This is a genomic window from Burkholderia sp. 4M9327F10 (genome assembly GCF_005503145.1).
Classification (GTDB): Bacteria; Pseudomonadota; Gammaproteobacteria; order Burkholderiales; family Burkholderiaceae; genus Paraburkholderia.
In genome coordinates, this window is sequence record NZ_SCNV01000079.1 from 1 (window position 1) to 24,025 (window position 24,025).

23 protein-coding genes are annotated in these 24,025 nt (G+C 62.1%); 13 read left to right on the forward strand and 10 right to left on the reverse strand.

What is annotated here, in order from left to right; genetic code table 11:
- Window positions 1-182: 182 nt before the first annotated feature.
- Window positions 183-377 (reverse strand): DUF2905 domain-containing protein, encoded by a 195-nt coding sequence (locus tag FFS45_RS37385; protein WP_137959661.1) that lies wholly within the window; start codon window positions 375-377, stop codon window positions 183-185.
- Window positions 378-435: 58 nt separating this feature from the next.
- Window positions 436-1,629 (reverse strand): SAM-dependent methyltransferase, encoded by a 1,194-nt coding sequence (locus tag FFS45_RS37390; RefSeq protein ID WP_137959662.1) that lies wholly within the window; start codon window positions 1,627-1,629, stop codon window positions 436-438.
- A 13-nt stretch (window positions 1,630-1,642) separates the two neighbouring features.
- Between FFS45_RS37390 and FFS45_RS37395 the strand changes: the two genes are divergently transcribed.
- The 5 genes from FFS45_RS37395 to glmS all read left to right on the forward strand — a co-directional run bounded on the left by FFS45_RS37395 (window position 1,643) and on the right by glmS (window position 7,352).
- On the forward strand, window positions 1,643-2,467 hold the full coding sequence (locus FFS45_RS37395; protein ID WP_137959663.1) for an SDR family oxidoreductase: 825 nt from the start codon (window positions 1,643-1,645) through the stop codon (window positions 2,465-2,467).
- An 80-nt stretch (window positions 2,468-2,547) separates the two neighbouring features.
- Window positions 2,548-2,943 (forward strand): dihydroneopterin aldolase, encoded by a 396-nt coding sequence (locus FFS45_RS37400; RefSeq protein ID WP_137959664.1) that lies wholly within the window; start codon window positions 2,548-2,550, stop codon window positions 2,941-2,943.
- Window positions 2,944-2,946: 3 nt separating this feature from the next.
- Window positions 2,947-3,960, forward strand: coding sequence for a tRNA 2-thiocytidine(32) synthetase TtcA (gene ttcA / locus FFS45_RS37405; RefSeq protein WP_137959665.1), 1,014 nt, complete (start codon window positions 2,947-2,949; stop codon window positions 3,958-3,960).
- A gap of 145 nt (window positions 3,961-4,105) precedes the next feature.
- Entirely contained in the window at window positions 4,106-5,467 is a 1,362-nt protein-coding gene (gene glmU, locus FFS45_RS37410) for a bifunctional UDP-N-acetylglucosamine diphosphorylase/glucosamine-1-phosphate N-acetyltransferase GlmU (protein WP_137959666.1), read from the forward strand.
- Between the two features lie 67 nt (window positions 5,468-5,534).
- Window positions 5,535-7,352 (forward strand): glutamine--fructose-6-phosphate transaminase (isomerizing), encoded by a 1,818-nt coding sequence (gene glmS / locus FFS45_RS37415; RefSeq protein ID WP_137959667.1) that lies wholly within the window; start codon window positions 5,535-5,537, stop codon window positions 7,350-7,352.
- A 241-nt stretch (window positions 7,353-7,593) separates the two neighbouring features.
- On the opposite strand, the gene FFS45_RS37420 is transcribed toward glmS, so the two are convergent.
- Together FFS45_RS37420 and FFS45_RS37425 are read right to left on the reverse strand one after the other, a co-directional pair.
- Entirely contained in the window at window positions 7,594-8,553 is a 960-nt protein-coding gene (locus tag FFS45_RS37420) for a type II toxin-antitoxin system PemK/MazF family toxin (RefSeq protein WP_137959668.1), read from the reverse strand.
- A gap of 15 nt (window positions 8,554-8,568) precedes the next feature.
- On the reverse strand, window positions 8,569-8,913 hold the full coding sequence (locus tag FFS45_RS37425) for a hypothetical protein (RefSeq protein ID WP_137959669.1): 345 nt from the start codon (window positions 8,911-8,913) through the stop codon (window positions 8,569-8,571).
- Window positions 8,914-9,534: 621 nt separating this feature from the next.
- Between FFS45_RS37425 and FFS45_RS37430 the strand changes: the two genes are divergently transcribed.
- From FFS45_RS37430 to FFS45_RS37460, 7 genes are all read left to right on the forward strand, one after another.
- Window positions 9,535-10,755, forward strand: a complete 1,221-nt coding sequence (locus FFS45_RS37430) for an alkaline phosphatase family protein (RefSeq protein ID WP_249363092.1) — start codon at window positions 9,535-9,537, stop codon at window positions 10,753-10,755.
- A gap of 3 nt (window positions 10,756-10,758) precedes the next feature.
- The gene (locus FFS45_RS37435) at window positions 10,759-12,030 is read left to right on the forward strand and encodes a cytochrome c peroxidase (RefSeq protein WP_137959670.1); all 1,272 of its coding nucleotides are present in this window, start codon (window positions 10,759-10,761) and stop codon (window positions 12,028-12,030) included.
- A 185-nt stretch (window positions 12,031-12,215) separates the two neighbouring features.
- Window positions 12,216-12,878, forward strand: a complete 663-nt coding sequence (locus FFS45_RS37440; protein ID WP_137959671.1) for a transglycosylase SLT domain-containing protein — start codon at window positions 12,216-12,218, stop codon at window positions 12,876-12,878.
- Window positions 12,879-13,133: 255 nt separating this feature from the next.
- Window positions 13,134-13,952: a DUF2242 domain-containing protein gene (locus FFS45_RS37445; RefSeq protein WP_137959672.1), complete on the forward strand. Its 819-nt coding sequence runs from the start codon at window positions 13,134-13,136 to the stop codon at window positions 13,950-13,952.
- 814 nt (window positions 13,953-14,766) lie between these two features.
- Complete coding sequence (locus FFS45_RS37450) at window positions 14,767-15,042, forward strand: hypothetical protein (RefSeq protein WP_137959673.1); 276 nt, start codon at window positions 14,767-14,769, stop codon at window positions 15,040-15,042.
- A 254-nt stretch (window positions 15,043-15,296) separates the two neighbouring features.
- The gene (locus FFS45_RS37455) at window positions 15,297-16,049 is read left to right on the forward strand and encodes an IclR family transcriptional regulator C-terminal domain-containing protein (protein ID WP_137959674.1); all 753 of its coding nucleotides are present in this window, start codon (window positions 15,297-15,299) and stop codon (window positions 16,047-16,049) included.
- Between the two features lie 230 nt (window positions 16,050-16,279).
- Window positions 16,280-16,495 carry a hypothetical protein gene (locus FFS45_RS37460; RefSeq protein WP_137959675.1) on the forward strand — a complete coding sequence of 72 codons (216 nt, stop codon included), beginning with the start codon at window positions 16,280-16,282 and terminating at the stop codon, window positions 16,493-16,495.
- 164 nt (window positions 16,496-16,659) lie between these two features.
- On the opposite strand, the gene FFS45_RS37465 is transcribed toward FFS45_RS37460, so the two are convergent.
- The 4 genes from FFS45_RS37465 to FFS45_RS37475 form a co-directional block, all read right to left on the reverse strand.
- Entirely contained in the window at window positions 16,660-18,324 is a 1,665-nt protein-coding gene (locus tag FFS45_RS37465; RefSeq protein ID WP_137959676.1) for an Nramp family divalent metal transporter, read from the reverse strand.
- Between the two features lie 97 nt (window positions 18,325-18,421).
- On the reverse strand, window positions 18,422-18,577 hold the full coding sequence (locus FFS45_RS42010; protein WP_171029867.1) for a hypothetical protein: 156 nt from the start codon (window positions 18,575-18,577) through the stop codon (window positions 18,422-18,424).
- A gap of 900 nt (window positions 18,578-19,477) precedes the next feature.
- Complete coding sequence (locus FFS45_RS37470) at window positions 19,478-19,765, reverse strand: hypothetical protein (protein ID WP_137959677.1); 288 nt, start codon at window positions 19,763-19,765, stop codon at window positions 19,478-19,480.
- A gap of 110 nt (window positions 19,766-19,875) precedes the next feature.
- Complete coding sequence (locus tag FFS45_RS37475; protein ID WP_137959678.1) at window positions 19,876-20,622, reverse strand: Mut7-C RNAse domain-containing protein; 747 nt, start codon at window positions 20,620-20,622, stop codon at window positions 19,876-19,878.
- A 94-nt stretch (window positions 20,623-20,716) separates the two neighbouring features.
- Between FFS45_RS37475 and FFS45_RS37480 the strand changes: the two genes are divergently transcribed.
- The gene (locus tag FFS45_RS37480) at window positions 20,717-21,586 is read left to right on the forward strand and encodes an NAD(P)-dependent oxidoreductase (RefSeq protein ID WP_137959679.1); all 870 of its coding nucleotides are present in this window, start codon (window positions 20,717-20,719) and stop codon (window positions 21,584-21,586) included.
- Window positions 21,587-21,810: 224 nt separating this feature from the next.
- Here FFS45_RS37480 and FFS45_RS37485 read toward each other — a convergent pair whose 3' ends face one another.
- Window positions 21,811-22,635 carry an OmpW family outer membrane protein gene (locus FFS45_RS37485; RefSeq protein ID WP_137959680.1) on the reverse strand — a complete coding sequence of 275 codons (825 nt, stop codon included), beginning with the start codon at window positions 22,633-22,635 and terminating at the stop codon, window positions 21,811-21,813.
- A 161-nt stretch (window positions 22,636-22,796) separates the two neighbouring features.
- A complete protein-coding gene (locus FFS45_RS37490; RefSeq protein WP_137959681.1) occupies window positions 22,797-24,014 on the reverse strand; it encodes a DUF2957 domain-containing protein in 1,218 nt (405 codons plus the stop codon).
- Window positions 24,015-24,025 lie beyond the last annotated feature (11 nt).

The window sequence follows — 24,025 nt, forward strand, 5'->3', positions numbered from 1 at the left end:
TGCCACCTGCCGAATATGAGCTCACCATGCAGAAAAGGTGGAAGGCGGAAAAAGTGTCCAGCATTACTTGACCACTTCATGCCGCCCCGCACAGGGGCAACGCTAATAAACCAATAAGACAACAAGGAAAGGCCAACACCACAAGAACAACCAGCAAAGCGCCGCCCAGGCAAAAAAACCCACTACAAAACCTTAACCAAAAAAGCCAAAACCATAGTCAAAACGAGAGTAGACATAAAAGGAAACGGATACTCCCTCCCGAACATCCTGAGCGTGACATCCCCGGGCATCCGCCCAATCCCAAACTTCCTGAGCCACGGCCAGGACCCCGACAAAATGGCCACGGCGACAAACGTAGTCAACAACCACCGAATCATCGCGCTCCCCCAACGGAGTTGCAAACCCAGCCAGAACTGTCCCCGAACCCGAACGGGTTCAAAGCGTATGCGTCCTATCCCCACTCGCAAACGCATCGAGCGTCTCGTCAATGCCTCGCGAAAACGCTATCACCTTGAACAGCTCACCCATCTCCGCCTCGGACAACAACTTCTGCACCGCATTCGCCGCAGGCAAAAAACGCGTGGTATCCGTCGGGTTAATCGCCCCCAGCACCTCGGTAATCCCCGCGTTCAACAGAAACCGCGCCTGCGATGTATACCCCAGCAAATCCGCTCCAGTATCCACACCCGCCTCGGCGATGCCCGTAAACTCCACGTGCGCCGTAATGTCCTGCAAGCCCGGATACAAAAACGGATCGCCATGCGCGCGGTGCCGGTAGTGGCACATCAACGTTCCCTGCTCACGCTGTACGTGGTAGTACTCGTGGCGCGGAAATCCATAGTCGATCAGCAACGCCGCGCCTCGCGTCAGCATTGTGCAGATCGTCCGCGTAAAGGCCCGCGCCGCGTCGTGCGTCTCCGTCACGTACGTTCCGTCCACTTCGAGACTGTTCAGAAACTCGACGTCCTGCGGTCCGCTCACCGGCCTGTCGGCGAACGTGAACCCGGACCCGTTGTCTCCAAGCGTCACGCCGCGTTCCTGCCAGGCATCCCCTGAACACACGAAGAGCCGCACCGGCATCGCATCCAATACCTCGTTGCCGATGACCACCCCTTCGAATTGCTCCGGCAACGCATCCAGCCAGCGCACGCGCGCCGCGAGCGACGGCGCCTGCGCTTCGATCGTCTCGCGTTGCCGTTCGCGCAATTCGCCGGACAGGTCCACGATCGAATACGTTTCGAACGGCGCGCCCAATTCGTCCAGTGCGTTGAGGATGCCCGCCGCCAGCTTGCCCGTGCCGGCGCCGAATTCCATCACGTGGCGGGTGCCGCTCGCTTCCAGCGCCTGCGCGACCGGGCGCGCCAGCGTCGCGGCGAACAGCGGCGACAGCTCCGGCGCCGTCACGAAGTCGCTGCCGTCCTCCGGACGGCGGCCGAATTTGATCGATCCGCCGCCGTAGTAGCCCAGTCCCGGTGCGTATAAGGCCTGCTCCATATAGCGGTCGAACGGCAGCCAGCCGCCGGCTTGCGCGATCTCCGTGCGAATCTGCGCGGACAGCGCCTCCGACTGCGCAAGCGCGCTCGGGCCGGGAGCAGGTAAACTATCGGGTTGGTGAGCTTTCGGATTCATCCGCGTATTGTAAATGACCGTCTCCCCCGACACTTCCGCAGTCCACGCCCGTCCGGCCGCCGTGCCGCGGGTCGTCCTGATTACCGGCGCCGCCCGGCGGATCGGCCGCGCGCTCGCGCTCGGCTTTGCCAGCCGGGGCTGGGACGTGGCCGTGCATTACGGGAAATCGAAGGCGCAAGCGGACGAGGTGGTCGCCGAAATCGCCGCTCTCGGCCGCCGGGCGGTCGCGTTGCAGGCGGATCTGGCGCTCGAGGCCGAGGTCGCCCGGCTCGTGCCGGACTGTACGGCGGCGCTTGGGCGGCCGGTATGTATCGTCAACAATGCCTCCCAGTTCGACGAAGATACCGCCCGGGACGTCGGGTACGAGCGTCTGTTGGCCCATACGGCCATCAATCTCGGCGCGCCGCTGGTGCTGGCGCGTACGCTGTACGAGGCCACGCCCGAAGCCGCCCGCAGCGACGAAACGCTGCGCGCCGTGGTCGTGAATGTGCTGGACCAGAAGCTGTACAACATGAATCCGGATTACCTGTCCTATACGCTGTCCAAGGCGGCGTTGCAGACGGCTACCGTTGCGCTTGCCCAGGCGCTCGCGCCCAAGCTGCGCGTGGTGGGGCTCGCGCCCGGCCTGACGCTGCAGTCCGGCGATCAGACGCCGGAAGGTTTTGCCGAAGCTCATCGTGTCACCCCGCTCGGCCGTGCGTCGCGGCCCGAGGATATCGTCGCCGCCGCGCTGTATCTGGCTGAGGCGGCGGGCGTGACCGGAACGACGCTGGTTGTCGACGGTGGTCAGCACCTCGTGCCGTCCCCCCGCGACGTGATGTTTTTGACGGGCGTCTGAACGCGCACGGCCTGTGAGGGCCGTTGTGCCTTGATGTGCCCCTTTGCGTGCCCCGCACGCCTTTTTTGACTGGAACGACCATGTTTGCCGCTCTTTCGCACCCCCGGCTAGCCGATTGCCGCCGGCTTTTTTTGCGCAATTACGAAGTGCACATCAATATCGGCGTGCATGACTTCGAAAAGCGCGGCGAGCAGCGCGTCGTGATCAACGTCGAATTGTTCGTACCGCTCGCGCTCTCGACCCCCGTCGAAGACAAGCTGCGCGAAGTCGTCGACTACGATTTCATGCGCGCCACCATCGCGCGCCGCGTCGAACGCGGTCACATTCATCTGCAGGAAACGCTCTGCGACGATCTCGTGAGCGCGCTGCTCGCGCACCCGCAGGTGCGCGCGGCCCGCGTGTCCACGGAGAAGCCGGACGTTTATCCGGACTGCGACGCGGTGGGCGTCGAAGTCTTCCGTATCAAAGAGGATTGAGCCATGAACGCTCCTGACATCCTGAGCGCCGCGACGGCTCAGGGCCTGGCGGCCGGCGAGGGCGCCGCGACGAGCGCCGAACGGCCCGCCAAGCCCGCACTTACGCGCCGCGAGCAGAAAGAAGCCTACGAGAACAACAAGCTCTTCAAGCGCCTCGCGCGCCTGGTCGGGCAGGCGATCGGCGACTTCAACATGATCGAGGAAGGCGACAAGGTGATGGTCTGCCTGTCGGGCGGCAAGGATAGCTACGCGATGCTCGACGTGCTGATGCGCCTGCGCGAACGCGCGCCGATCAACTTCGACATCGTCGCGGTCAATCTCGACCAGAAGCAGCCGGGCTTTCCGGAGCACGTGCTGCCGGAGTACCTGAAGCAACTGGATATCCCGTTCCATATCGAGAACCAGGACACCTACAGCATCGTCAAGCGGCTGGTGCCGGAGGGCAAGACCACCTGCTCGCTGTGCTCGCGGCTGCGCCGCGGCATCCTGTACCGCGTGGCGGGGGAACTGGGCGCCACCAAGATCGCGCTGGGCCACCATCGCGACGACATCCTGCAGACGCTGCTGCTGAACCTGTTCTACGGCGGCAAGCTGAAGGGCATGCCGCCCAAGCTGCAATCGGATGACGGCAAGAACATCGTGATCCGGCCGCTCGCCTACGTGAAGGAAACCGATCTGGAGAAATACGCGGAGTTACGCGAATTTCCGATCATTCCGTGCAACCTGTGCGGCAGCCAGCCCAACCTGAAACGCGCGGAAATGAAGGCGCTGATCCGTGATTGGGACAAGCGCTTCCCGGGCCGCGTCGACAATATGTTCAACGCGCTGTCGAACATCGTGCCGTCGCATCTGATGGATCACAAGCTGTTCCCGTTCGCCGGGCTGCGCGCGAGCGGCGAGGCCGATCCGCACGGCGATATCGCCTTCGACGAAGAACCGTGCTCGACCGGTTCCGAAGAGGGCGCTCCGCTTAATGGGGCAAAGCCGATTTCGATCGTGCAGTTTGACGATCTTTGACATCACGCCGTTGCTGCTTCGATGAGCCCCGCGAGCCAGGCGCTGCGGGGCTTGCAGGCCGCCCGCCCAGCTCCGGGAGCCTGCTTTGCCACCATGGGCCGCATGCTAGAATTGCAGGCTCCAAACTCGTCTCCTCGCCGACGCCATGAACATCGTGATTTTGGCGGCAGGCACCGGTAAGCGCATGCGCTCTGCGCTGCCCAAGGTGCTCCATTCTCTGGCTGGCCAGCCGCTCCTGTCTCACGTCATCGACACCGCTCGCACGCTCAAGCCTTCCCGGCTCGTCGTGGTGATCGGCCATGGCGGCGACGCTGTGCGCGCGGCAGTCGCCGCGCCTGACGTGCTGTTTGCCGTGCAGGAGCAGCAGCTCGGCACCGGGCACGCGGTGCAGCAGGCCCTGCCGCTGCTCGACCCCACCGTGCCGACGCTGGTGCTCTACGGCGACGTGCCGCTCACCCGCGCCAGCACGCTCAAGCGTCTCGTCGATAGCGCCGCGGAAGGCTGCTATGGGGTGCTCACGGTGACGCTCGACGATCCTTCGGGGTATGGGCGCATCGTGCGCGACCAGACGGGCTGCGTGGTGCGCATCGTCGAGCAGAAAGATGCGACGCCCGAACAGCTGCGTATTGCCGAGATCAACACCGGCATTGTGGTGACCCCTACCGCACAGCTCGGCATGTGGCTCGCCGCGCTGAAGAACGACAACGCGCAGGGCGAGTTCTACCTGACCGATGTGGTCGAGCGTGCCATCGAGGCCGGTTTCGAGGTGGTGAGCGCGCAACCGGATGAGGAGTGGGAAACGCTCGGCGTCAACAGCAAGCAGCAGTTGGCCGAACTGGAACGCGTCCATCAGCACAACGTCGCCGAAGCCCTGCTGGTGGCAGGCGTGACGCTGGCCGACCCGGCGCGTATTGACGTGCGTGGCACGCTCGAATGCGGTCGCGATGTGTCGATCGACGTGAACTGCGTGTTCGAAGGGCACGTGACGCTCGCGGATAACGTGAGTATCGGACCGAACTGCGTGATCCGCGATGCGACGATCGGCGCAGGCTCGCGGGTCGAAGCGTTCACGCATATCGAAGGCGCCGCAATCGGCGCGAACGTGGGGCTCGGACCGTATGCCCGGCTGCGGCCAGGAGCGTCGCTGCAGGACGAGTCGCACGTCGGCAATTTCGTCGAAGTGAAGAATGCGGTGATCGGCCATGGCTCGAAGGCGGGCCACCTGACCTATATCGGCGACGCGGAAATCGGCGCGCGGGTGAACATCGGCGCGGGCACCATCACCTGCAATTACGACGGTGCGAACAAGCATCGCACCGTTATCGAAGACGATGTGTTCGTCGGCTCGGATACGCAATTTGTCGCGCCGGTGCGCGTCGGACGTGGCGTAACGATTGCCGCGGGTACGACGGTCTGGAAGGATGTCGGCGAAAATGTGCTGGTGCTCAACGACAAGACCCAGACGAGCAAGACAGGCTTCGTCCGTCCGGCCAAAAAGAAAAGCTGAAGGGTATCCGGCGTGCAGCGGCCCTTGCACGCCTTGAACCCCACTCCCTGCTAAGGATCAAGAATCTATGTGCGGCATTGTTGGCGCGGTTGCGCAACGTAATATCGTTCCCGTCCTGATCGAAGGACTGCGTCGCCTCGAATATCGCGGCTACGATTCGTGCGGCGTCGCCGTACTCGCCAACGGCGAACCGCAGCGCGCGCGCAGCGTCGCCCGCGTCGCGGATCTCGACGAGCAGGTGCGCGAGAACCATCTCGAGGGCGTCACGGGGATTGCCCACACGCGCTGGGCCACGCATGGCGCGCCGGTCACGGACAACGCCCACCCGATTTTCTCGAGCAACGCGCTGGCGCTGGTCCACAACGGCATCATCGAGAATTACGAAGCGCTGCGTGAGACGCTGCGCGGCAAGGGCTACGAATTCGTCTCGCAGACCGATACGGAAGTGATCGCGCATCTGGTGCATAGCCTGTATCAGGGCGATCTGTTCTCGGCGGTGCGCGCGGCGGTGAAGCAGTTGCATGGTGCGTACGCGATCGCGGTGCTGCATAAGGATCAGCCGCACACGGTGGTGGGCGCACGCCAGGGTTCACCGCTCGTCGTCGGGCTGGGGCAGGGTGAAAACTTCCTCGCGTCGGATGCGCTGGCGCTTGCCGGCAGCACCGAACACTTCATCTTCCTCGAAGAAGGCGACGTGTGCGAACTGACGCTCGAACGCGTGCGCATTGCGGACCGTGACGGCAACAACGTGGAACGTGACGTGCGCCAGGTTGCGGCGTATGGCGGCGCGGTCGAACTTGGACCGTATCGCCACTTCATGCAGAAGGAAATCTTCGAGCAGCCGCGTGCGATTACCGACACGATCCCGCAAGCTGAAACCTTCGATGCCTCGCTGTTCGGCGAAGGTGCGCAGAAGGTGCTCGCGGGTATCGACAGCCTGCTGATTCTCGCTTGCGGCACGAGCTATTACTCGGGGCTGACGGCGAAGTACTGGCTTGAGTCGGTCGCGAAGATTCCGACCCAGGTGGAGATTGCGAGCGAGTATCGCTATCGCGAGTCGGTGCCGAATCCGAAGGCGCTGGTGGTGGTGATCTCGCAGTCGGGTGAGACGGCCGATACGCTGGCGGCGCTCAAGCACGCGCAGTCGCTTGGGCATCAGCATACGCTGGCTGTGTGCAACGTCGGCACGAGCGCGATGGTGCGGCAGACCGAGTTCTCGTTCCTGACCCACGCGGGCCGCGAGATTGGTGTGGCATCGACCAAGGCCTTTACGACGCAACTGGTGGCGCTGTTCGTGCTGGCGGTGACGCTCGGCAAACTGCGCGGCCATGTGAGCGCGGCGCAGGAAGCGGATTACATCAAACAGTTGCGGCATTTGCCGGCGGCGCTCAACAGCGTGCTGGCGCTGGAGCCGCAGATCATTGCGTGGTCGGAAGAGTTTTCACGCAAGGAAAACGCGTTGTTCCTTGGACGTGGTTTGCATTATCCGATTGCACTGGAAGGCGCGCTGAAGCTCAAGGAGATTTCGTATATCCATGCCGAGGCTTATCCAGCGGGTGAGTTGAAGCACGGGCCGCTGGCGCTGGTGACCGAGGCGATGCCGGTGGTGACGGTGGCGCCGAACGATGCGCTGCTCGAAAAGCTCAAGTCGAATATTCAGGAAGTACGCGCGCGCGGCGGTCAGCTTTATGTGTTCGCGGATTCGGATACGCGCATCGTCAATGACGAAGGGCTGCATGTGATCCGCATGCCGGAGCATTATGGGTTGCTGTCGCCGATTCTGCACGTGGTGCCGCTGCAGTTGCTGGCGTATCACACGGCTTGCGCGCGGGGGACGGATGTCGATAAGCCGCGGAATCTGGCGAAGTCGGTGACGGTGGAGTGAGAGGAAAGTCGCTGGGAACCGGTCGGTCCCGGTGACTTTCGGACGCCAAAAAACAAAATCCGCCATGAAGGCGGATTTTGTCTTGCTAAGTATTGCATCAGTAGGGCTTGGAACTGCGCCGTCGCGGTGGCCGTTACTGTCCGGTTCCCACCACCATCACGCAAAAAGTATAGCCGATTCTACGGCGACGAGCAACCATGCAGGTCGACACGACGTCATGACGGTTGTTTCGGCGATTCGACTATTTCATCACGGCGGCCAAAAGTGCCTCAAGCGTCATATCTAGGCCCGCCGCGATGTTTGCAAGGTTCGCCTCAAGAACTGTCACTTTGTCGCTCAGGTCGCCCACCCGCTTCTGGAGAGCTTTTTCCGAGGCGATTTTCGTGTCCAGTGCCGATGCTGTTGTTACGCGGAACTCCTGCGCGACGGCGTACATCAAGGCGTCGCGCAACTCATTTCGCATCGAAGGAGAAATTTTCGTTGCAAACGCGATGTCTCGCTGCTCAACAGGCTGCCCGTGTGGGCCTGAGGGCTTCCTGCGCAACGGCGCCATGACTCGGCTAGGGGCGACCGTTTCGATCATCTCGCAAATGGCCCAACTCTGCTTTTGATAGTGGACCAGGTTGCATAGGCAGTCGGTAACATCCACCATTCGCAGGCTGCTAGCGTTGTTCAGGGGCCGCCTGGACGAAATGGGAATGACCTGAATCAGTTCTTGATCGGGACGCTCTATTATCTGGTTCACGATAGCGAGACGTCGCTTGGGCATGCTTCCACGTTGAACTGAATCAACGTACCGCTTGTTCGATGTGATTTCGCCGTCCTCGTCACCGACATCCATTGCATGGCCGTACTCGACCTCGACGATTGCGTTCGGAAACAAAATCTTCTTCGCCGCGACCCTTTTCGCTTTGAGGATGTTGTTCAGGTAAAAATCCTTCCTTACCTGCTCGCGCTTGGATAGCGTGACGAGGTAGGTCTTTTGCGACTGCGAATAATCCTGACTTACTTCGACAACTTCCCAACGGTATTCGCTTCTCTGCGAGAACTTTTTCGTGAAGAAGATAGGGTCCGTTGCGCTCGGCTCACCGGGTAGCAGAACTTCCGTGATTTTGTCGTGTGTTTCCGAGCCAAGCGCCTGGTGAGTCACGACGCCGCTAGTCGGGTGAGTGGTTTTTTCCTCGTAGTTAACGACAATCATCGTAGTCCGCCCAGCTCAAAGCGCCTCGTTACACAACACCATCATCCTTTGCACCATCGTGCTTGCGCCATTGAGTTCCATCTCACTGGTAAACAGCGCCTGCACGCTCGACAGTCGAACCGCGACGCCCGCGTCCAGCAAGTCCTTGCTGGCAATCTTCAGCGCAAGCTGCCCGATCCGCACCCGGTCGAGCCAATGCATCGTCAACTGGTTCTTCTGCAGCCACTGACGGCAACATTGGACCACGTGGTCCATCCGCCATTCATTGGTCAGCGCGTACGACGCCGCGGCGATCGCGACGAGGAAACACAGCAGGTCGGGACGCGCGCTATCGGGTTCGGAAAATTCGGGTTTGATCATGCTTGTCGGCCTGCCTCGTGATCGTTAATCAACTTCATCACATATGGCCGCGCACCCGGGAATCAACACCGGTGCGCAGCCGAACATCCATCTTACCGAATCCGGCCGTGTTGACGCTTGTGGGCTAACAGCGCGCCAGAAGCGCGTCAATTCGAATCGTGCATTGGTCATGCCGTAACGTCACATCACTCGTTACCTATTTTTGGTATAGGACCGCCACGTGAGCGGTTCGGTTCGCTAGCGGCGCGCAAACCTGAAAGCGGATTGAGCGTGTGGCAAGAAGCCCACAGTTCTGAAGTTTTGTAGTCTCAATACAAGGCCCGCTTCACCGTTGCGAGTGACCGAAGACTGAGAGCAAACGTGCTCCCATCACTCTATCGTTTCGCCGGTGGTGAGCGGCGTTTCGTCCTTGGCGAGTTAAAGAAGAATTGTTTCAAATACATTCAAAAATAGTTGCGTACGCATCTATTTGGAGCCACTTGTACTGCTTCGCATACCACATCGTAAGCATGCTTACCAGACGATAATGGGTATCTCCCAGCGCAATATTCATTTCACGGCGTCGTCATACGCGCTGCCTAAAGTCGGCCCCCGAACAAAACTCAAACCAAAGAGGGGCTCATGTTTCAACGTACCTGGATGCGCGCGTTGTTCGCGGCGTTGTCCGCAGTCATCATCGGTCTGATTGTCGCGGCTTGCGGTTCGTCGTCGATCTCGGCGGGGCAACAACAGATCCGCCACGTCTTCGTGATCACGCTCGAAAACGAAAACTATGCGACCACCTTCGGCGCAGGCACCAAGGCGCCTTATCTGGCGCAGACGCTTGCTTCGCAAGGCGCTCTCGTGCAGCAGTATTACGGCACGGGACACGTGAGTCTCGACAACTACATCGCGATGCTGAGTGGTCAGTCTCCGACCATGGACACCGACAACGACTGCATTACCTATCAGGACTTCAGTCTCACCGGCATGACCCCGGACGGCCAGGCGATCGGCACCGGTTGCGTCTACCCGGCCAGCGTCAAGACGCTGCCTGATCAGTTGACGGCAGCGGGCTACACGTGGAGGGGCTACGAAGAGGACATGGGCAACGACCCGACGCGCGAAGCCGCGACCTGCGGCCACCCGACGCTCAATACGACCGATCTGACGCAGACCGCCGAAGCGCCGAGTGCAGCCGTGCCGCTGGGCGACCAGTACGCGACGCGTCATGACCCGTTCATGTACTTCCACTCGATCATCGATTCGCCGAACTGCGGCCAGAACGTGGTCAATCTGACGAAGCTCACGACCGATCTTCAATCCGTGGCGACCACCGCTAACTTCAACCTGATTACGCCGAACCTGTGCGACGACGGCCACGATTCGCCGTGCGTGAATGGCCAACCGGGCGGACTGACGAGCGCCAACACGTTCCTGCAGAAGTGGGTGCCGATTATCACGGCCTCGCCGGCGTTCCAGCAGGACGGCTTGCTGATCATCAACTTCGACGAGAGCAGCTACGCGACGGTGACCAAATCGGCGACTGGCGAAGATCTGACCTTCGCCGGCACGAGCTGCTGCAGCCAGCAGCCGGGCCCGAACCTGGCGGCGTTCCCGCAGACTTCGTCGCTGGCCTACGGCGGGATCACGATCACGCTGACCAAGCAGAGCTTCGGCGGCGACCAGACCGGCGCGGTGATGATCTCGAAGTTCATCAAGCCGGGCACGGTGTCGACAGTGCAATACAACCACTACTCGATGCTCAAGAGCATTGAAGACATCTTCCAGCTTGGCCACCTTGGTTATGCAGGTCAGGCCGGACTCGTCGGCTTCGGCAACGATATCTTCACCAACCTCTAAGCGATGGCTGTTTCCGCAACGCGATTCGCGGCGCTTGCCGCGTTAGTGAGCGCCGCTCTGCTGCCGCCGGCAGCGGGGGCGGCCCCGGGCGCCTCAGTGGCTGCTTCGGCGCAGGCCGCTGGCTCTGCCGCCACCACCTACAGCGACGCGGCGGCGCTCGGCAAGCTGATGTTCTTCGATCAGTCGCTGTCCGCCTCGGGCAAGATGTCCTGTGCGAGCTGCCATAGCCCTGCGCACGCCTATGGGCCGCCTAATGGTCTCGCGGCGCAACTGGGTGGCCCAGACCTGCATTCGCAAGGCACGCGTGCTGTGCCGAGCCTGCGTTATGTGCTGAACCGCACGCCGGTCTGGACTCACGCACAGGCAGCCAGCCTCTCGGAACGGATCGAGGATACGGACAATGCGCCTGTCGGCGGCTTCGGCTGGGACGGGCGCTTCAACTACCTGCACGACCAGGCCACTTTCCCGTTGTTCAATCCCAACGAGATGGCCAACAAGGATCCCGTAGCGCTCGCGCAAAAACTCGAGCACGCGCCGTATGCCGCGCGCTTCAAGGAGGTATTTGGCCAGAACATCTTCGTTGATCCGCACAAGGCGTTCACGCAGGCGATGTACGCGATCGAGCGCTTCGAGCTCGAAGATCCGAGCTTTCACCCGTACACCAGCAAGTTCGACTACTACCTGGACGGCAAGGTGCAGCTCACCGCGAGCGAGCTGCGCGGCAAGAAGCTGTTCGACGATCCGGACAAGGGCAACTGCGCGTCCTGCCATATCGACCAGTCAGGCGTGAATGGCGCACACCCGCTTTTCACCGACTACAACTTCGAAGCGCTCGGCGTGCCGCGCAATCCGGAGCTGAAGGTGAACGCGGACCCGCATTACTTCGATATGGGTTTGTGCGGCCCGCTGCGTACCGATCAGTCGGGCGACAAGGCCAACTGCGGTCTGTTCAAGACACCGTCGCTGCGCAACACGGCGACACGTCAGGTGTTTTTCCACAATGGACGCTTCCACTCGCTGAAGGAGTCGCTGCGTTTTTACGTGCAACGCGACACCAATCCGGAGAAGTGGTATCCCACCGATCGTCACGGCAAGGTCGACAAGTTCGACGATCTGCCCGCGGACGTGCGGATCAATGTCGATACCGTCGACGCGCCGCTTACCAGCAAGCGCGGTGAACGTCCGGTGTGGAGCGAGCGGGATATCGACGATGTCGTGGCGTTCCTGACGACGCTCAACGACGACTACCCGTACAAGGCCCAGCCGGGCAAGTGAGGGGGCGGGGTAACGCCGGTCGTGTGAAAGCGGCCGGCGCGTTCGCTTCTCGCCTTTTTGCATTCCGCTGTGGCCCGCTTTCGCAGCGCTGATTCTCGTCGAGTTGACTATGTTCTGAAGAATTGGTGCCTACTTTTTCGGCACCGGTATAATACGGGCCTTCTCCTCTCGAACGTTACCCGCTCATGAGCCGGATACTCTGTCTGATCATGCTTTCGCTGGGCCTCGTGCAGACCGCAATAGCGGACGAGAGCGAACACGACCGGATTTCGGAATACCTGACGCAGAAGTTCGGTCTTGCCAAAGCGAAAGCCGAGCAGATTTCCGGCGCGGTGCAGACTGCGGCGGAGAAATATTCGCTGCCGCCGGCTCTCCTGCTGGCGATCATCTCGATCGAGTCCCGTTTCAAGGAAAAGGCCAAAGGCCCGCGTGGCGCCACCGGCCTGATGCAGGTCGTGCCGGCCGCCCACAAGGGACTCCTGCGCAACGTCAAGGACCTGACGCAGCCGGACGCCAATATCGAGGCGGGCTCCGCAATTCTGCACGGCTATATGCAATCGGCGGGCGGCGATCTGAACCTCGCCTTGAAGAGCTACGGTGGCTCGCTGGCTTACGCGCAGAAGGTCAGCCTGCGGGTCCAGACCTTTGCGCCTGTAGTCGGGGTGGCTGGCAAACCGGACGACGCGATGCCGTCGGCCGCGCAAACCGCTGCCTGCGAGGCTCACGCGATCGACAACTGCCCCACGTCTGCCAGCGGCGCGCGGTCGTTTTTCATTCCGTCGGCTAGCGCGGCATCAGACCCCGCTTCGATCGGCCTGTCGGCGGCTGCGCCAGCTTCGGCGCCTTGACTGGATACTGAGCGCATCCTGATCGCGCCCTGAATCTCTGGTTTCCTGAGGCCCGGTTGTCAGTCTGAAAGGCGGCGTGGAGGCGCTTGGCCCGTCATTCCAGGCGCCGTCCGGTGCGCTGATCCCGCCCTGACGAACGCCCTACAAAGCTTTTTGTATCAACGTGTTACCCCACCTGCGGGTTGTTTTCGCTCTGTAGGGCAACCGCTCTACAATGCATGCCATTCGACGTTAAGTAGTCTGCCTTCCGGAATCATGCGCACCTCATTTTCCAAAGCTACCGCGGCCTCGCTGTCCGGGCTGCTCGTCCTCGCTGCGTGCTCGAGCCCGCAGCAGCCGAAATTTCAAACGGAACAGTTCGATACGGGCGCGAGCCCGTTCGCCCACAATTTCAACGCAAGCACCACTGACACCTGCGAAGCCGCCCGCCGCGCCTTGCTGAGCCAGGGTTACATGACGACCTTGACTCACCCGGACACTGTCGACGGCTCGAAGAATTTCCAGCCCAGCGGCGATTCGCACATCGTGGTGGAGTTTCACGTGGTCTGCACGCCGGGTGAAGAGACCGGCGATACCAGCATCGTCTACGTGAATGCGGTGCAGAACGGTTTCGCGCTCAAGAAAAGCGATACCTCGGCAAGCGTCGGCCTGAGCGTGCTCGGCTCGGTGTCGCTGCCGATTCGCTCGAACAACGACGAGATGGTGAAAGTTTCCAGCGAGACGATCCCGTCGGGCAAGTTCTACGATCGTTTCTTTGGGCTTGTCGACCACTATCTCCAGACCGTCGTCCGCACGGTGCCGGTCAAGTCGAGCGATGTCGTGAGCACGCCGTTGCCGCTGCCTGCACCTGTTCCGGCGGTGGTTTCGGCTGCGGCGCCTGTGCCGGTCGTACCCGCGCCAGTGCCGGCGACCACGCCGGTGGTGGCGCCACCGTCGAGTGCGTTGAACGTTCCTGTCCAGACGCCTGCGGTTCCGGGTATATCCGGTAATGCCGCAGCAGCGCCCGTAGAGCCGGATATCCTGGGCCGTCCCGACATGACGCCGGCGGCCAGCTCGACCGGCGCGACCCCGTAAGGACGCTGCGCTGGTCATCTGTTGATCGGTGGAGGGGTTTTTTGCTGTTGTGCGCAGTTTTCCCCAGTCTTTTACTTCATATGTATATATATGTAGTAATAGTTAACAAGGACGGGCGCTTCCTGTGGACAAGTGGCAAATTTCCTGTCGCGTCAACGTTGTAATAAAACTATAACAATACGGGGCGCGCGTGCAGAGACGCGGTGAGCCGAGGATAACTTCGGCGCCGTGTCGAGTCGCGCACTGGTTATCAAGATTCGGCGCACAGGCTGTTAGTCCAGCTATCCCGGAGTTGTCCAGAGGTCGGCGTGGATAACTCCGTGTTTCTCCCCCTTCAAGATCGCCTTCGGCGGGCCGTTTAACCGTTATGTACGGTGCAGTTTTGCGACGCGGCGTCGCGCGTTCAGCGTCTCTTGCGATCCAGCACGTTGCGGTCGCCAGCGCACATACTGCAGTGCGCCAATGCGCGCACATTGGTGGCGGACGGTGCGGACCTTCGGGGTGCGCTACTTCCATCGCGACTGTTGCTATTTAGTCAAAAACCATACAGCAGTGCACCGTCCAGGCATAAAGTTAAAGTGCTTTATCAAGATACTTGTGCAGTGCGGGGGTGTGCGATGAAACGCAGAACAGCACGACAGCTTGTCCGTCTACTCTCAGACATCCGACATTCTGCTCATTGCAGGACGTTGAGGGCCGCGGCGACGACCCGCGCCATGGAACTCGCGGCGGCCGAAGCCGAAGAAGACTCCGCCCCGGAAAGCGCTGACGAAACGCGCGAGGTTCAGCAGGACGAACGCATCTGGAGGGGATCATGAGAACCGCCGGTGAGCAGTCGCTGCGTTTTCTGGTCGAAAAATGGCTCGCTCCGGGCCCGTCGATTCCCGTTCGCGTTACTGAATTCAGCCGTACCCGCATGGGTGGCCGGCGCTATGTGCGGGTCGAAACCGCGCTGGCGGCCGGCGCGCGCGGCCTGTTCTTTTTCAGGCATGACGACGGTTGCTGGTGCGTGTTTCCGCCCACGGCGGATAGCCGCAAGGCGGCCAACGAGGATCTGGCTGAACGGTTGGGACTCGCGCAATCGTGGTGAAGTGCGCGGCTTGAATCGGCCGGTGGCCTCGGCCGCCGGCAGAGTGGTCGCTGCGCTTGTTACGGCGCGGGCTCTCAGCGGCGTATGGCTATTGAGCGTGTGCGCCGATCGCGTCGCGAAGATAGCCGTCGAGCACGGCCGCATTACCATCTGGATACGCAGGACCTTCCTCCATAGAACCGCCCTGCGCGATAATCGCGCAAACACACCACTATCCTGAGCGGACAGCGGCCGACGAACCGCAGGCGGAGACTATGGACAACAAAGACTGGATCGCGGGAGCGGCGAAAGCGCTGGCGATCATCGAGGCGTTTGACGAGGAACATGCGCGCATGACGCCGACCATGGTCGCGGCCCGGGCGGTGCTGTCGCGCACGGCAGCGCGCCGGTATCTGCTGACGCTGCGCGAACTCGGCTACGTGGATACCGACGGCAAGCTGTTCTGGCTTGCACCACGCGTGTTGCGCCTCGGTCAGTCCTATCTGGATTCGGCGCGCCTGCCGCGCACCGTGCAGCCGTTCCTGCAGCGGATCACGGCGTCGGTGCAGGAAACTGCGCTAGTGGCGATTCTCGACGAACACGATGTGGTCTACGTGGCGCGCAACGGCGTGAACCGCGCGATGGCGGTTGGCTTCGTACTCGGTTCGCGGGCCGCGGCGCCGCTCTCGTCAGCCGGCCTGATCCTGCTGGCTTTCCAGGCGCCGGCCGATATCGAACAGTGGCTTGCGTCATACGAAATCAAGGTCTTTACGCCGCAAACCTATTCCACCATCGAGCAGCTTCGCGAAGTGCTGGCTGAAGCACGCCGCAATGGCTATGTGGTCACCGATCAGCAACTCGAACTGGGCATGCGCGGCGTGGCGGTGCCGCTGCGCGACCGGCACGGTTCGGTGGTGGCGGCAATCAGCGTCAGTATGCCGATTGGTCAGGAATCGGCGAATGCCGCGCTACACCGGGTCTTGCCGACCTTGCAGGAGACCGCCAGCCTGCTGCGCAACCTGGTCTGAAGCATCTCAGGCGGGACTGCAGACCGTGATGGTAGAACGATTGAAGGGAGAACGAAAGAAACCTGTCTCCCGGAAAATACATATCGGGTTATATGGGATGACAAACGCCCTACGCTGCGTAATACTCCCCCGCGGGGAGCCGCCAGGCGCCACGTCGTCATGTCCGCTTCACCATGCTGTTCTCATTCATTCACATTGACTCTTAGTCGTTCAGGTTTGGGGATTAACACATGAAAAAAGTCATTGCCTCGCTCGCAACCGTAGCTCTCGCGCTGGTGTCCGTTCAGGCTTTCGCACAGGCATCCGACGCAGCCGCACCGGCCGCAGCAGCTAGCACCGCAAAACCCGCGAAGCATCACAAGAAGCTGAAGACGCATGGCAAGCGTGCCAAGGTTTCGGAAGCCGCATCGGCTGCCGGCACGAACGACAAGGGCACGCAGAACTAAGCTAGCCAGCTAGCCTGGGTTTGTGTTGTCACCCATGCGAGCCCCACCGGTACGCACCCGCATACAGCGCGGGTAACAGGACCGAGAGGGGATTGCAGGTAGAAAGGCCAGAGCGAACGCCCTGGCCTTTTTTCATGGGCGCAATCCGCGTCTTCTCAAAGACCTTAGTGGAATGCTACCTGGATGACCTTCACCAGCACCAGCGCAACAGCCACGATCAGGTAACCGCGCAGCACCCCCATCCACACGCGCTTGCTCAACGTCAGGTTGGGCGGCGGCAGGTCGGCGAGTGGCGGCATGCGCCACGTGTCGCGCGAGTCTTTCTGCAGTGAAGCCGTGAGCGCATCGGCCCATGCATTGACGCCGCGCTTGCGCACCAGGAACAGCCCCGTTGCCGCCACGACCGCCAGCACCGTTCCGCCTGCGAGCACTTCCAGGATCGTTTCGCCGGTGATATCCGGATAAATCACCGAGGCTGTCAGGATGATCGACAGCATCACCAGCACCCAGATCACTGCGCCGGTGAAGATGTTCAGCTTCATCGAGTTGACCCACGGGCCGAGCACAGCGCGATCGTTGCACAACAGCAGCAGGAACACCGTGGCGCTCGGCAGCAGCACGCCGGCCAGAGTCTGTACCGCTTCAGTCAGCAGGCCGAGCGGGCTGCCCGGAATCAGCACGAGTGCCGCCGCGAACGCGATGATGCCGAAGTACACGAAATAGAACCCCTTCGCTTCGCTCACGCCACGATGCAGCGAATGACGGATCTTGAAGACGTCGCCGATCGCGTAGGCAGTGGAGAGCGAGACCGCCGCCGCGCCGATGATGCACGCATCCAGCAGCGCCACCGCGAAAATCACCGCGGGCCACTTGCCGACATACTTGTCGAGTCCGACGATCACGCCACCGGCATCGGTGAAGTTGCCGAATTCCGGACGGCCTGCGAACAGCGCGGCGCAGAACGCAATCATCGCCACCGCGCCGATCATCACGAAGGCGATGCCGATCCACAGGTCAGCCTTTTCGTACTTCATGAAGCGCGGCGTAATGCGCTTGTCGACCACATAGCTTTGCTGGAAGAACAGTTGCCACGGGGCGACCGTCGTGCCGACGATGCCGATCACGAGCAGCATCACGTCGCTCAGTTTCGAATTCGCGGGCCAGTTAGGGATCAGGAAGTCGCGCGTGATCTGGCTGACGGGCGGGTGAATCGATACCAGCACCGGCACCAGCAAGAGGCTCAACAGACACAGGACCAGGGCGAAGCGCTCGAACCGTCTGAAGTTGCCGGTACTCACCGCTGCTGCGGTGAGAAGCGCGGCGATCACCACACCAGGGATCTTCGGCACTCCGAGATAATCGAGCGCAAAGGTGATGCCGATGAACTCGGTGACGAGCGTGAGCGCGTTGAGGATGAACAGGTCGATCACGCTGAACGCACCCCAGAACTTGCCGAAGCGCTCGAAGATCAGCCGGGCGTGGCCGACACCCGTGACCGCGCCAAGGCGGAGCACCATCTCCTGATTCACGAACAGGACGGGAATCAGGAGAAGGAGCGTCCACAGCAGCGTGGTGCCGTAGTTCTGGCCCGCTTGCGTGTAGGTGCCGAAGGCGCCGGCATCGTTGTCGCCGACCATCACGATCAGGCCGGGGCCGAGGATCGCAAGCAGCGTGCGTAGGCGTGCGAACCAGTTGGTACGCGGGGCCGTATCGTGGCGCGCAATGGTGCCGAACGCACCTTTGATGTCGCCGAGGTGAGCGGAGTCCAGGACTGCGGTGCGTTCGAGCACGGCGGGGCGTGGTGGTGAAACGTTCGATGGCGTGGACATGTGAGTTCTCCCGGTGGTTGGATTGTCGAGTCTCGCGGTCCGTCCGGTGTGTACGGATTGGCTTTGTGTGCCGGACGGCCGCGATCGGTCGCGCCGTTCAGTGCGCGATTGCCTTCAGCGTTTGCAGGACGGCGCGCAACGCAGCGACGGTGCGCTGCGCATAGTGGTGCGGCTGCAGCGAAAGCATTTCGTTGTAGTGGTTGCGTGCTTCCTCGACGTGCGGCAGTTGTGAAACAAGGAGTGCGAAATGCATGATGAATCCTCCGGAGAAGCAGTTGAAACAGGGCCTGACAATGCGGTCCGGCTGTTTCGCGAGCGGCACGCCAGCGGAGGGCAGTGCGGCCGAAGGAACGCGGCAGACCTTGAGTCAGACGATGCGTGAGGCAGCGCGATGGCTACCCGCGTCAAGCTTGGAATCGCCGCGGGAGCGGCAAGAGTGACAAGAGGGACTAGAGTCACTGTCAGGCATGACGGCCTCCTTTGCGCAAACTGCGCAGGTGTGTTGATCCACACGCCGCTCAGCGCAAAGCTGACGAAAGGCGTGAACGGGCCGCACCGCAGGCGCAAACCTGTGGCGCTGAAAGCACTAAGCGCACGCGCGAAATGACGCGTACCGCCAGAGCGATATCAGTGAATGGGCACGGGGAAGTACTCGGTGTGACTACTGCTAAGTACTGCGACGCGCACCGTCTGCCTGGCTGGCAAGACGGCGGCTAGAGAAGGGCTATAGCGCGGGACGTCCTGCCTGTCAGGCAGAGATTGGTATCGAAGATCGACAACTACAACTGTCCAAGGCATTTGCCCCATTTGTTTGAACGTGCGAAGTTTAGGCGCGCCCATGAAGGCAAGTCAACGGGAATTCTTACTAATCTGAAAATTTCTTTTGAACGCACAGGAGGGGCTTGCTCAAGAGTCCTGTGTGTCGGGACTGTGGCGGTAGACGGAGAGGGGGCCGGGCGGCAGAAGGCCTGCTCGGGGTAGGGGATTGTCGTGACAGGACGCCTATGTGCAAGGCATCGAATCAGCAGTGCGTAGCAATGGGTGGTCTGGGTCCGTAGACGAGGTGAGGTACGGCGCAGCATCGCGTCGAACCTCGCCCTGCTCGGCCCGTTTGAGCCGGGTCTGTGATGAGCGGCCGTTGACCGGCGCCGCGTTACGACGCGTCGGCAGCGAGGCCGCGATTGATGACTTCCGTGAGCAGCCCGGTCATGCCTTCAGGATGCGCGGCCGCGCGTTCCTTCAGCTTTTCGACGAGCTCGGCGTTGAGCTTGCAGGCGAACGGCACGAGGCCCTGTGCCTGGTCGAGCCGGCGCTGCTCGCGGCGGTCAACCACGGGGGCGGCGGCCGATGCCTTGCCGAAGCGGTCGGCGCCCGCCTGCTTCATCGAATTGGTCAGCTTGAGGGCCTTGTTCTTCTCAAGGTCGGTTTTTTTCATCGCCATACGGAAAGCCTCTGCATGATAGGTAATCCCGCATTGTACGCATCGCGCCAGCTCGCCAGCCAGGCGCCGGGGTGGTTGACCGTCAACACCGGCCCGGACTGCCCTCGCGTTCAGGCGCGCTCGCCTGCCACGCTGTCCATCAGGGCGCGCATTCGCTGCCAATGTGTGCCCTCCCAGAACACTCGCCGGCACACATCGCAGGTAACGAATTGCGCATGCCGCTCCAGTACGCCAGGCGGGGCGCGGTCCGCCACTTCGTCCTTGGGAATGCGCCGCAGCGGCGCGTTGCAGGTGAGGCACAAACGAAACGGCTGGGCGCTGCCGGCCAGATCGAGCCGGTCGAAAATTTCGCGCAACTGCGCCTTGGGTTTGAGCGTGCGCACGTAGCATCCGTGCGTGATGCTGCGCCGCTTGAGCAGTTCGCGGTCGCGCGTGAGCACGATTCGCTGTTCGGCGGCTGCGAGCACCTCGATATCGGCGTCGGGGTAGTGGTTGTCGTAGAGCGTATCGAAGCCGGCCAGCCGCAGCAGTTGCGCGAGGCCGCCCAGGTGCGCGTCGGCGATAAAGCGCATCACCCGCAACGGCCGTTCGCGCACGCGCAGCAGCGGCTTGATATCGAGCGCCTCGAACTTCGGATAGACCGCTACCCGGTCGCCGTCCGCCAGTTGCCGTTCGAAGCCGACCGACTCCCCGTTCACGAGGATCAGTTCGACTTCGGTATGCGGTACGCCGAGCGCCTCGATCATGTGCTTGGCGGTGGCCGCGGGCGCGCAGACGCAACTGAACGCGCGCCGGCGCAGCGGCCGGGCGAGGAAGTCGTTCAGCTCCTCGTAGAAGCGGAAAGTCGCGGTGACCATCGCATCAGTATCGCACCGCGCCGCGCGGCACGCTGTCAGCAGTCGCAGCAGGGCTGTGCTTTACTTCAAATCCCCTTGGAGAGTGGAGCAAGAGATGGACATTGGTTTTATCGGACTTGGCGAGATGGGCGCCGCCATGGTTCAAAACATGCTGAGAGCCGGCCACACCGTGCGCGTCTGGAACCGTTCGGGCGAACGGGCGCAGCCGCTTGCCGCCGCAGGTGCGAAGGTGGTGGGCTCGCCGGTCGAAGCGTTTGCTGGCGACGCCGTGTTTTCGATGCTGGCCGACGATGCGGCGCTGCGCGCGGTGGTCGACGCCGCGTTGCTGGAGCAGGCTCCGCGCGGTTTGATTCACGTGAACATGGCGACGATTTCGGTCGCGCTCGCTGAAGACCTGGCGCAAGCGCATGCGGCGCGCGGACTGCACTACGTGGCCGCGCCGGTGATGGGCCGCCCCGATGTTGCGGCGGCGGGCAAGCTGACGATCATGGCCGCCGGTCCGGCGGAGGCGATTGATCGCGTGCAGCCGGTCCTCGACTCGATCGGCCAGAAGACGTGGCGCGTCGGCACCCTGCCGCAGCAGGCGAATGTGATGAAGCTGGCGGCCAATTTCATGCTGGCGGCCGCGGTCGAAGCGCTCGGCGAGGCCGCGAGTCTCGTCACAGGCTACGGCGTGGCGACGCAGGATTTTCTCGATGTGGTGACGGCGGGTATCTTCCCCGGCCCGGTCTATCAAGGCTACGGCAAGATGATTGCGGAGCGCCGCTACGAGCCGGCCTTGTTCAAGGCGCGGCTGGGGCTCAAGGATGTGCGGCTCGCGCTGGCCGCCGGCGACGCGGTGTCCACACCGCTGCCGGTGGCGAGTCTGGTGCGCGACAGCCTGATTGAGGCAATCGCCCATGGCGACGGTGAGAAAGACTTTGCGGTACTGGGTGAGGTATCGGCGCGCCGGGCCGGGCGTTGAAAATCGCCCGGTGGCGTAAGAAGTGATGCAATAGGTGTAGCGTTGCGTAAACGCAACGTTGAGGGTCAACCCTAATTCGGATGTTGCGCCGCACCAAACGCTTTGCTATAGTACGTCTTGTCTCCTCCATGTCTCCTCTGATATGGATTCAGCCCGCCCAAGTAGGCGGGCTTTTTTTCGTCCAGCGATTTTGCCGCTTCGCGCATCTCCGGCGACCTCGCCTCTCAGAACTTATACGAAACGGCGAGGAACGAGATGATCGGGTCGGCCTTAAGTTCCGCTTTGCTCACGGCCAGCTCCGTGCCGTCGGCCGCCTTGATGATCACCGAAGACGTGGTCTTCAGTGGAATGTAGGTAACCGAAGCCACAATCCCCCAGTGATCCGTGACGTTGTACTCCGCGCCCGCGTTGAACACAGGCTGCCATGACGACGATGCCTTGGCGGAGACCTGGGTCGTGCCCGTTTTGCCGGCACCGGCGGCCAGCACCGAGCCGAGGTTGTTCTGGGTCGACGTGACGAAGTTCGGATTCAACTGGATGTCGGAGAACCAGTTGTACGACACCCCGAGACCGAGGAACGGCCGGAACTTCGCGTCCGGCTTGTTGAAGTAGTACTGCAGGATTGCCGCCGGGCTCCATTGACGCACGCTCTTCACGATCGGATTGCTCGACGGGTCGCCGAGATTCTGGCTGCCGAGTGCGCCCGCCGGTCCGGGCGGCATGATCGTGCCGTGACCGTAGAGCTTGAACACCGGCGGCACGCCTGCAACCGAGCTAACCGCGATGTGGTCGGTCAGGAAGTGGGTGAACACGAGGCCGACCGTATCCGCGCTGTTGGTCGACAGGCCTGTGCCGGCCGAGGTAAACGAGTTCGGCAGGCGCAGCGGTGTGTTGATCGGGGTCGGCGCGACGTAGGTTGTGAGCGGTGTGCTCGAATCCTGTGGCGCTACGTGGAACCAGCCGAGCACGGCCACGTTGTCGCCGGCGTGCTGCGCGTAGGCGCTCACCGACAGGCACATGGCCAGTGCCACAAACAATATTCTTTTCATGACCTTCCTCCTGGGCGGGCAGCCTTGCTACGCGCGGCGGCGGGCCTCGATGCCCGGATGCGCCGCGCGTTCCTGTCGGCCCCCGGCTGGCGCGCATACTGCATGCGCGGTGGCCGGGGAGCGGTTGCCTCGTTGCGTGGTGACGGTATGGACTGCGTCCATTACTGGACGAACGCGCCGATCGTGAAGTACGGCGATGCGGGCGTCGTCAGATCGAGATAGCCGAAAACCCCTCCCGTGAAGATCATCTTTCCGGTCGGTGTAGTGCCCGTCGATGCACCTACCTGGGTGGTCGTCACGACTCCCGGCGTGGTCTCGGTGAAGTCCAGATTCAGCGCGGTCGCGAGCGACGCCTGCGACGCGTTGAACGGATCGAGCAGCGTGGCCTGAGTCCCTTCGAGCGCCGTCGTCCGGTAGTCGAACTGGCTGTCCACGCCGATGTACTCGCCGTTCTGCGAGTTCACCGCGATCGCGGATTGCGGCGCGAGAATCGAGATCCCCGATTCGTCGTCGGCCAGCAGGGCCGCCGGGTTGGCCACGCCGGTGCGCACCAGAATCGGCACCAGTTGGCCGCGCAGCTTGCCGACGATCATGAAACCCTTGGCGGCCGGCGTCGTGGCGAGCGTCGCCTTGGCCTGGCCCTGGAAGTTATCGGTTTCGAACGCGCCGCTTTGATCCGACGACTGCACGAGGTTAGTGCCGGGTTGCTGGCACTTGCCCGCATTGACGCCGGAGTTGTCGCACTCGGTCCAGGTGCCGTCGGCATTGATCGTGATCTTTGCGTCCACCGCGACTGGCAGGAAGTTCTGCGAGGGGACCTGGTGATAGCCGAGCTGGTTGTAGGTACCGGCCACATTGGCGATGTTCGTTTCAATCGACGAGAAACCGATGAACGGGTAGTACGGGAACGTAGTGTCCGGCACGGCGCCGACGCCCAGCACACCGCCAAACTGGATCTCCGCGCCTGGAATCGTGCCGCCAGCGACACCTTCGCCGACGAACACGCGTGCCGGGCGATTCGGGTCGAGGCTCGCGCCATTCAACTGATACGCGCACTGGTTGAGCTTCGCGGTCGGCAGTTGCGTGACCTGAGTCAGCGTGCCGCTAACAGTCTCGCCTGCACGCGTCGGCGTGACCGTGCCGGTGGTCGCAGGAATCGGCGATTCGATGTAGCTGATCTGCCACGTCATCTTGGTCGTATCGAGCTGCAGCTTGACCAGCTCACCATCGCCGCCGCCGCCGGTGTAGACCGTGCTGTAGTCAAGCGTGGTGGGGCACAGCGCCTCGACCACCGGCGCCGGCGAACTGCCGCCGCCACCGCCGCATGCCGTCACCAAGGGCGCGGTCAAAGCCAATGCCGCGAGGAATTTCCATTTCATACTGCCCCCTC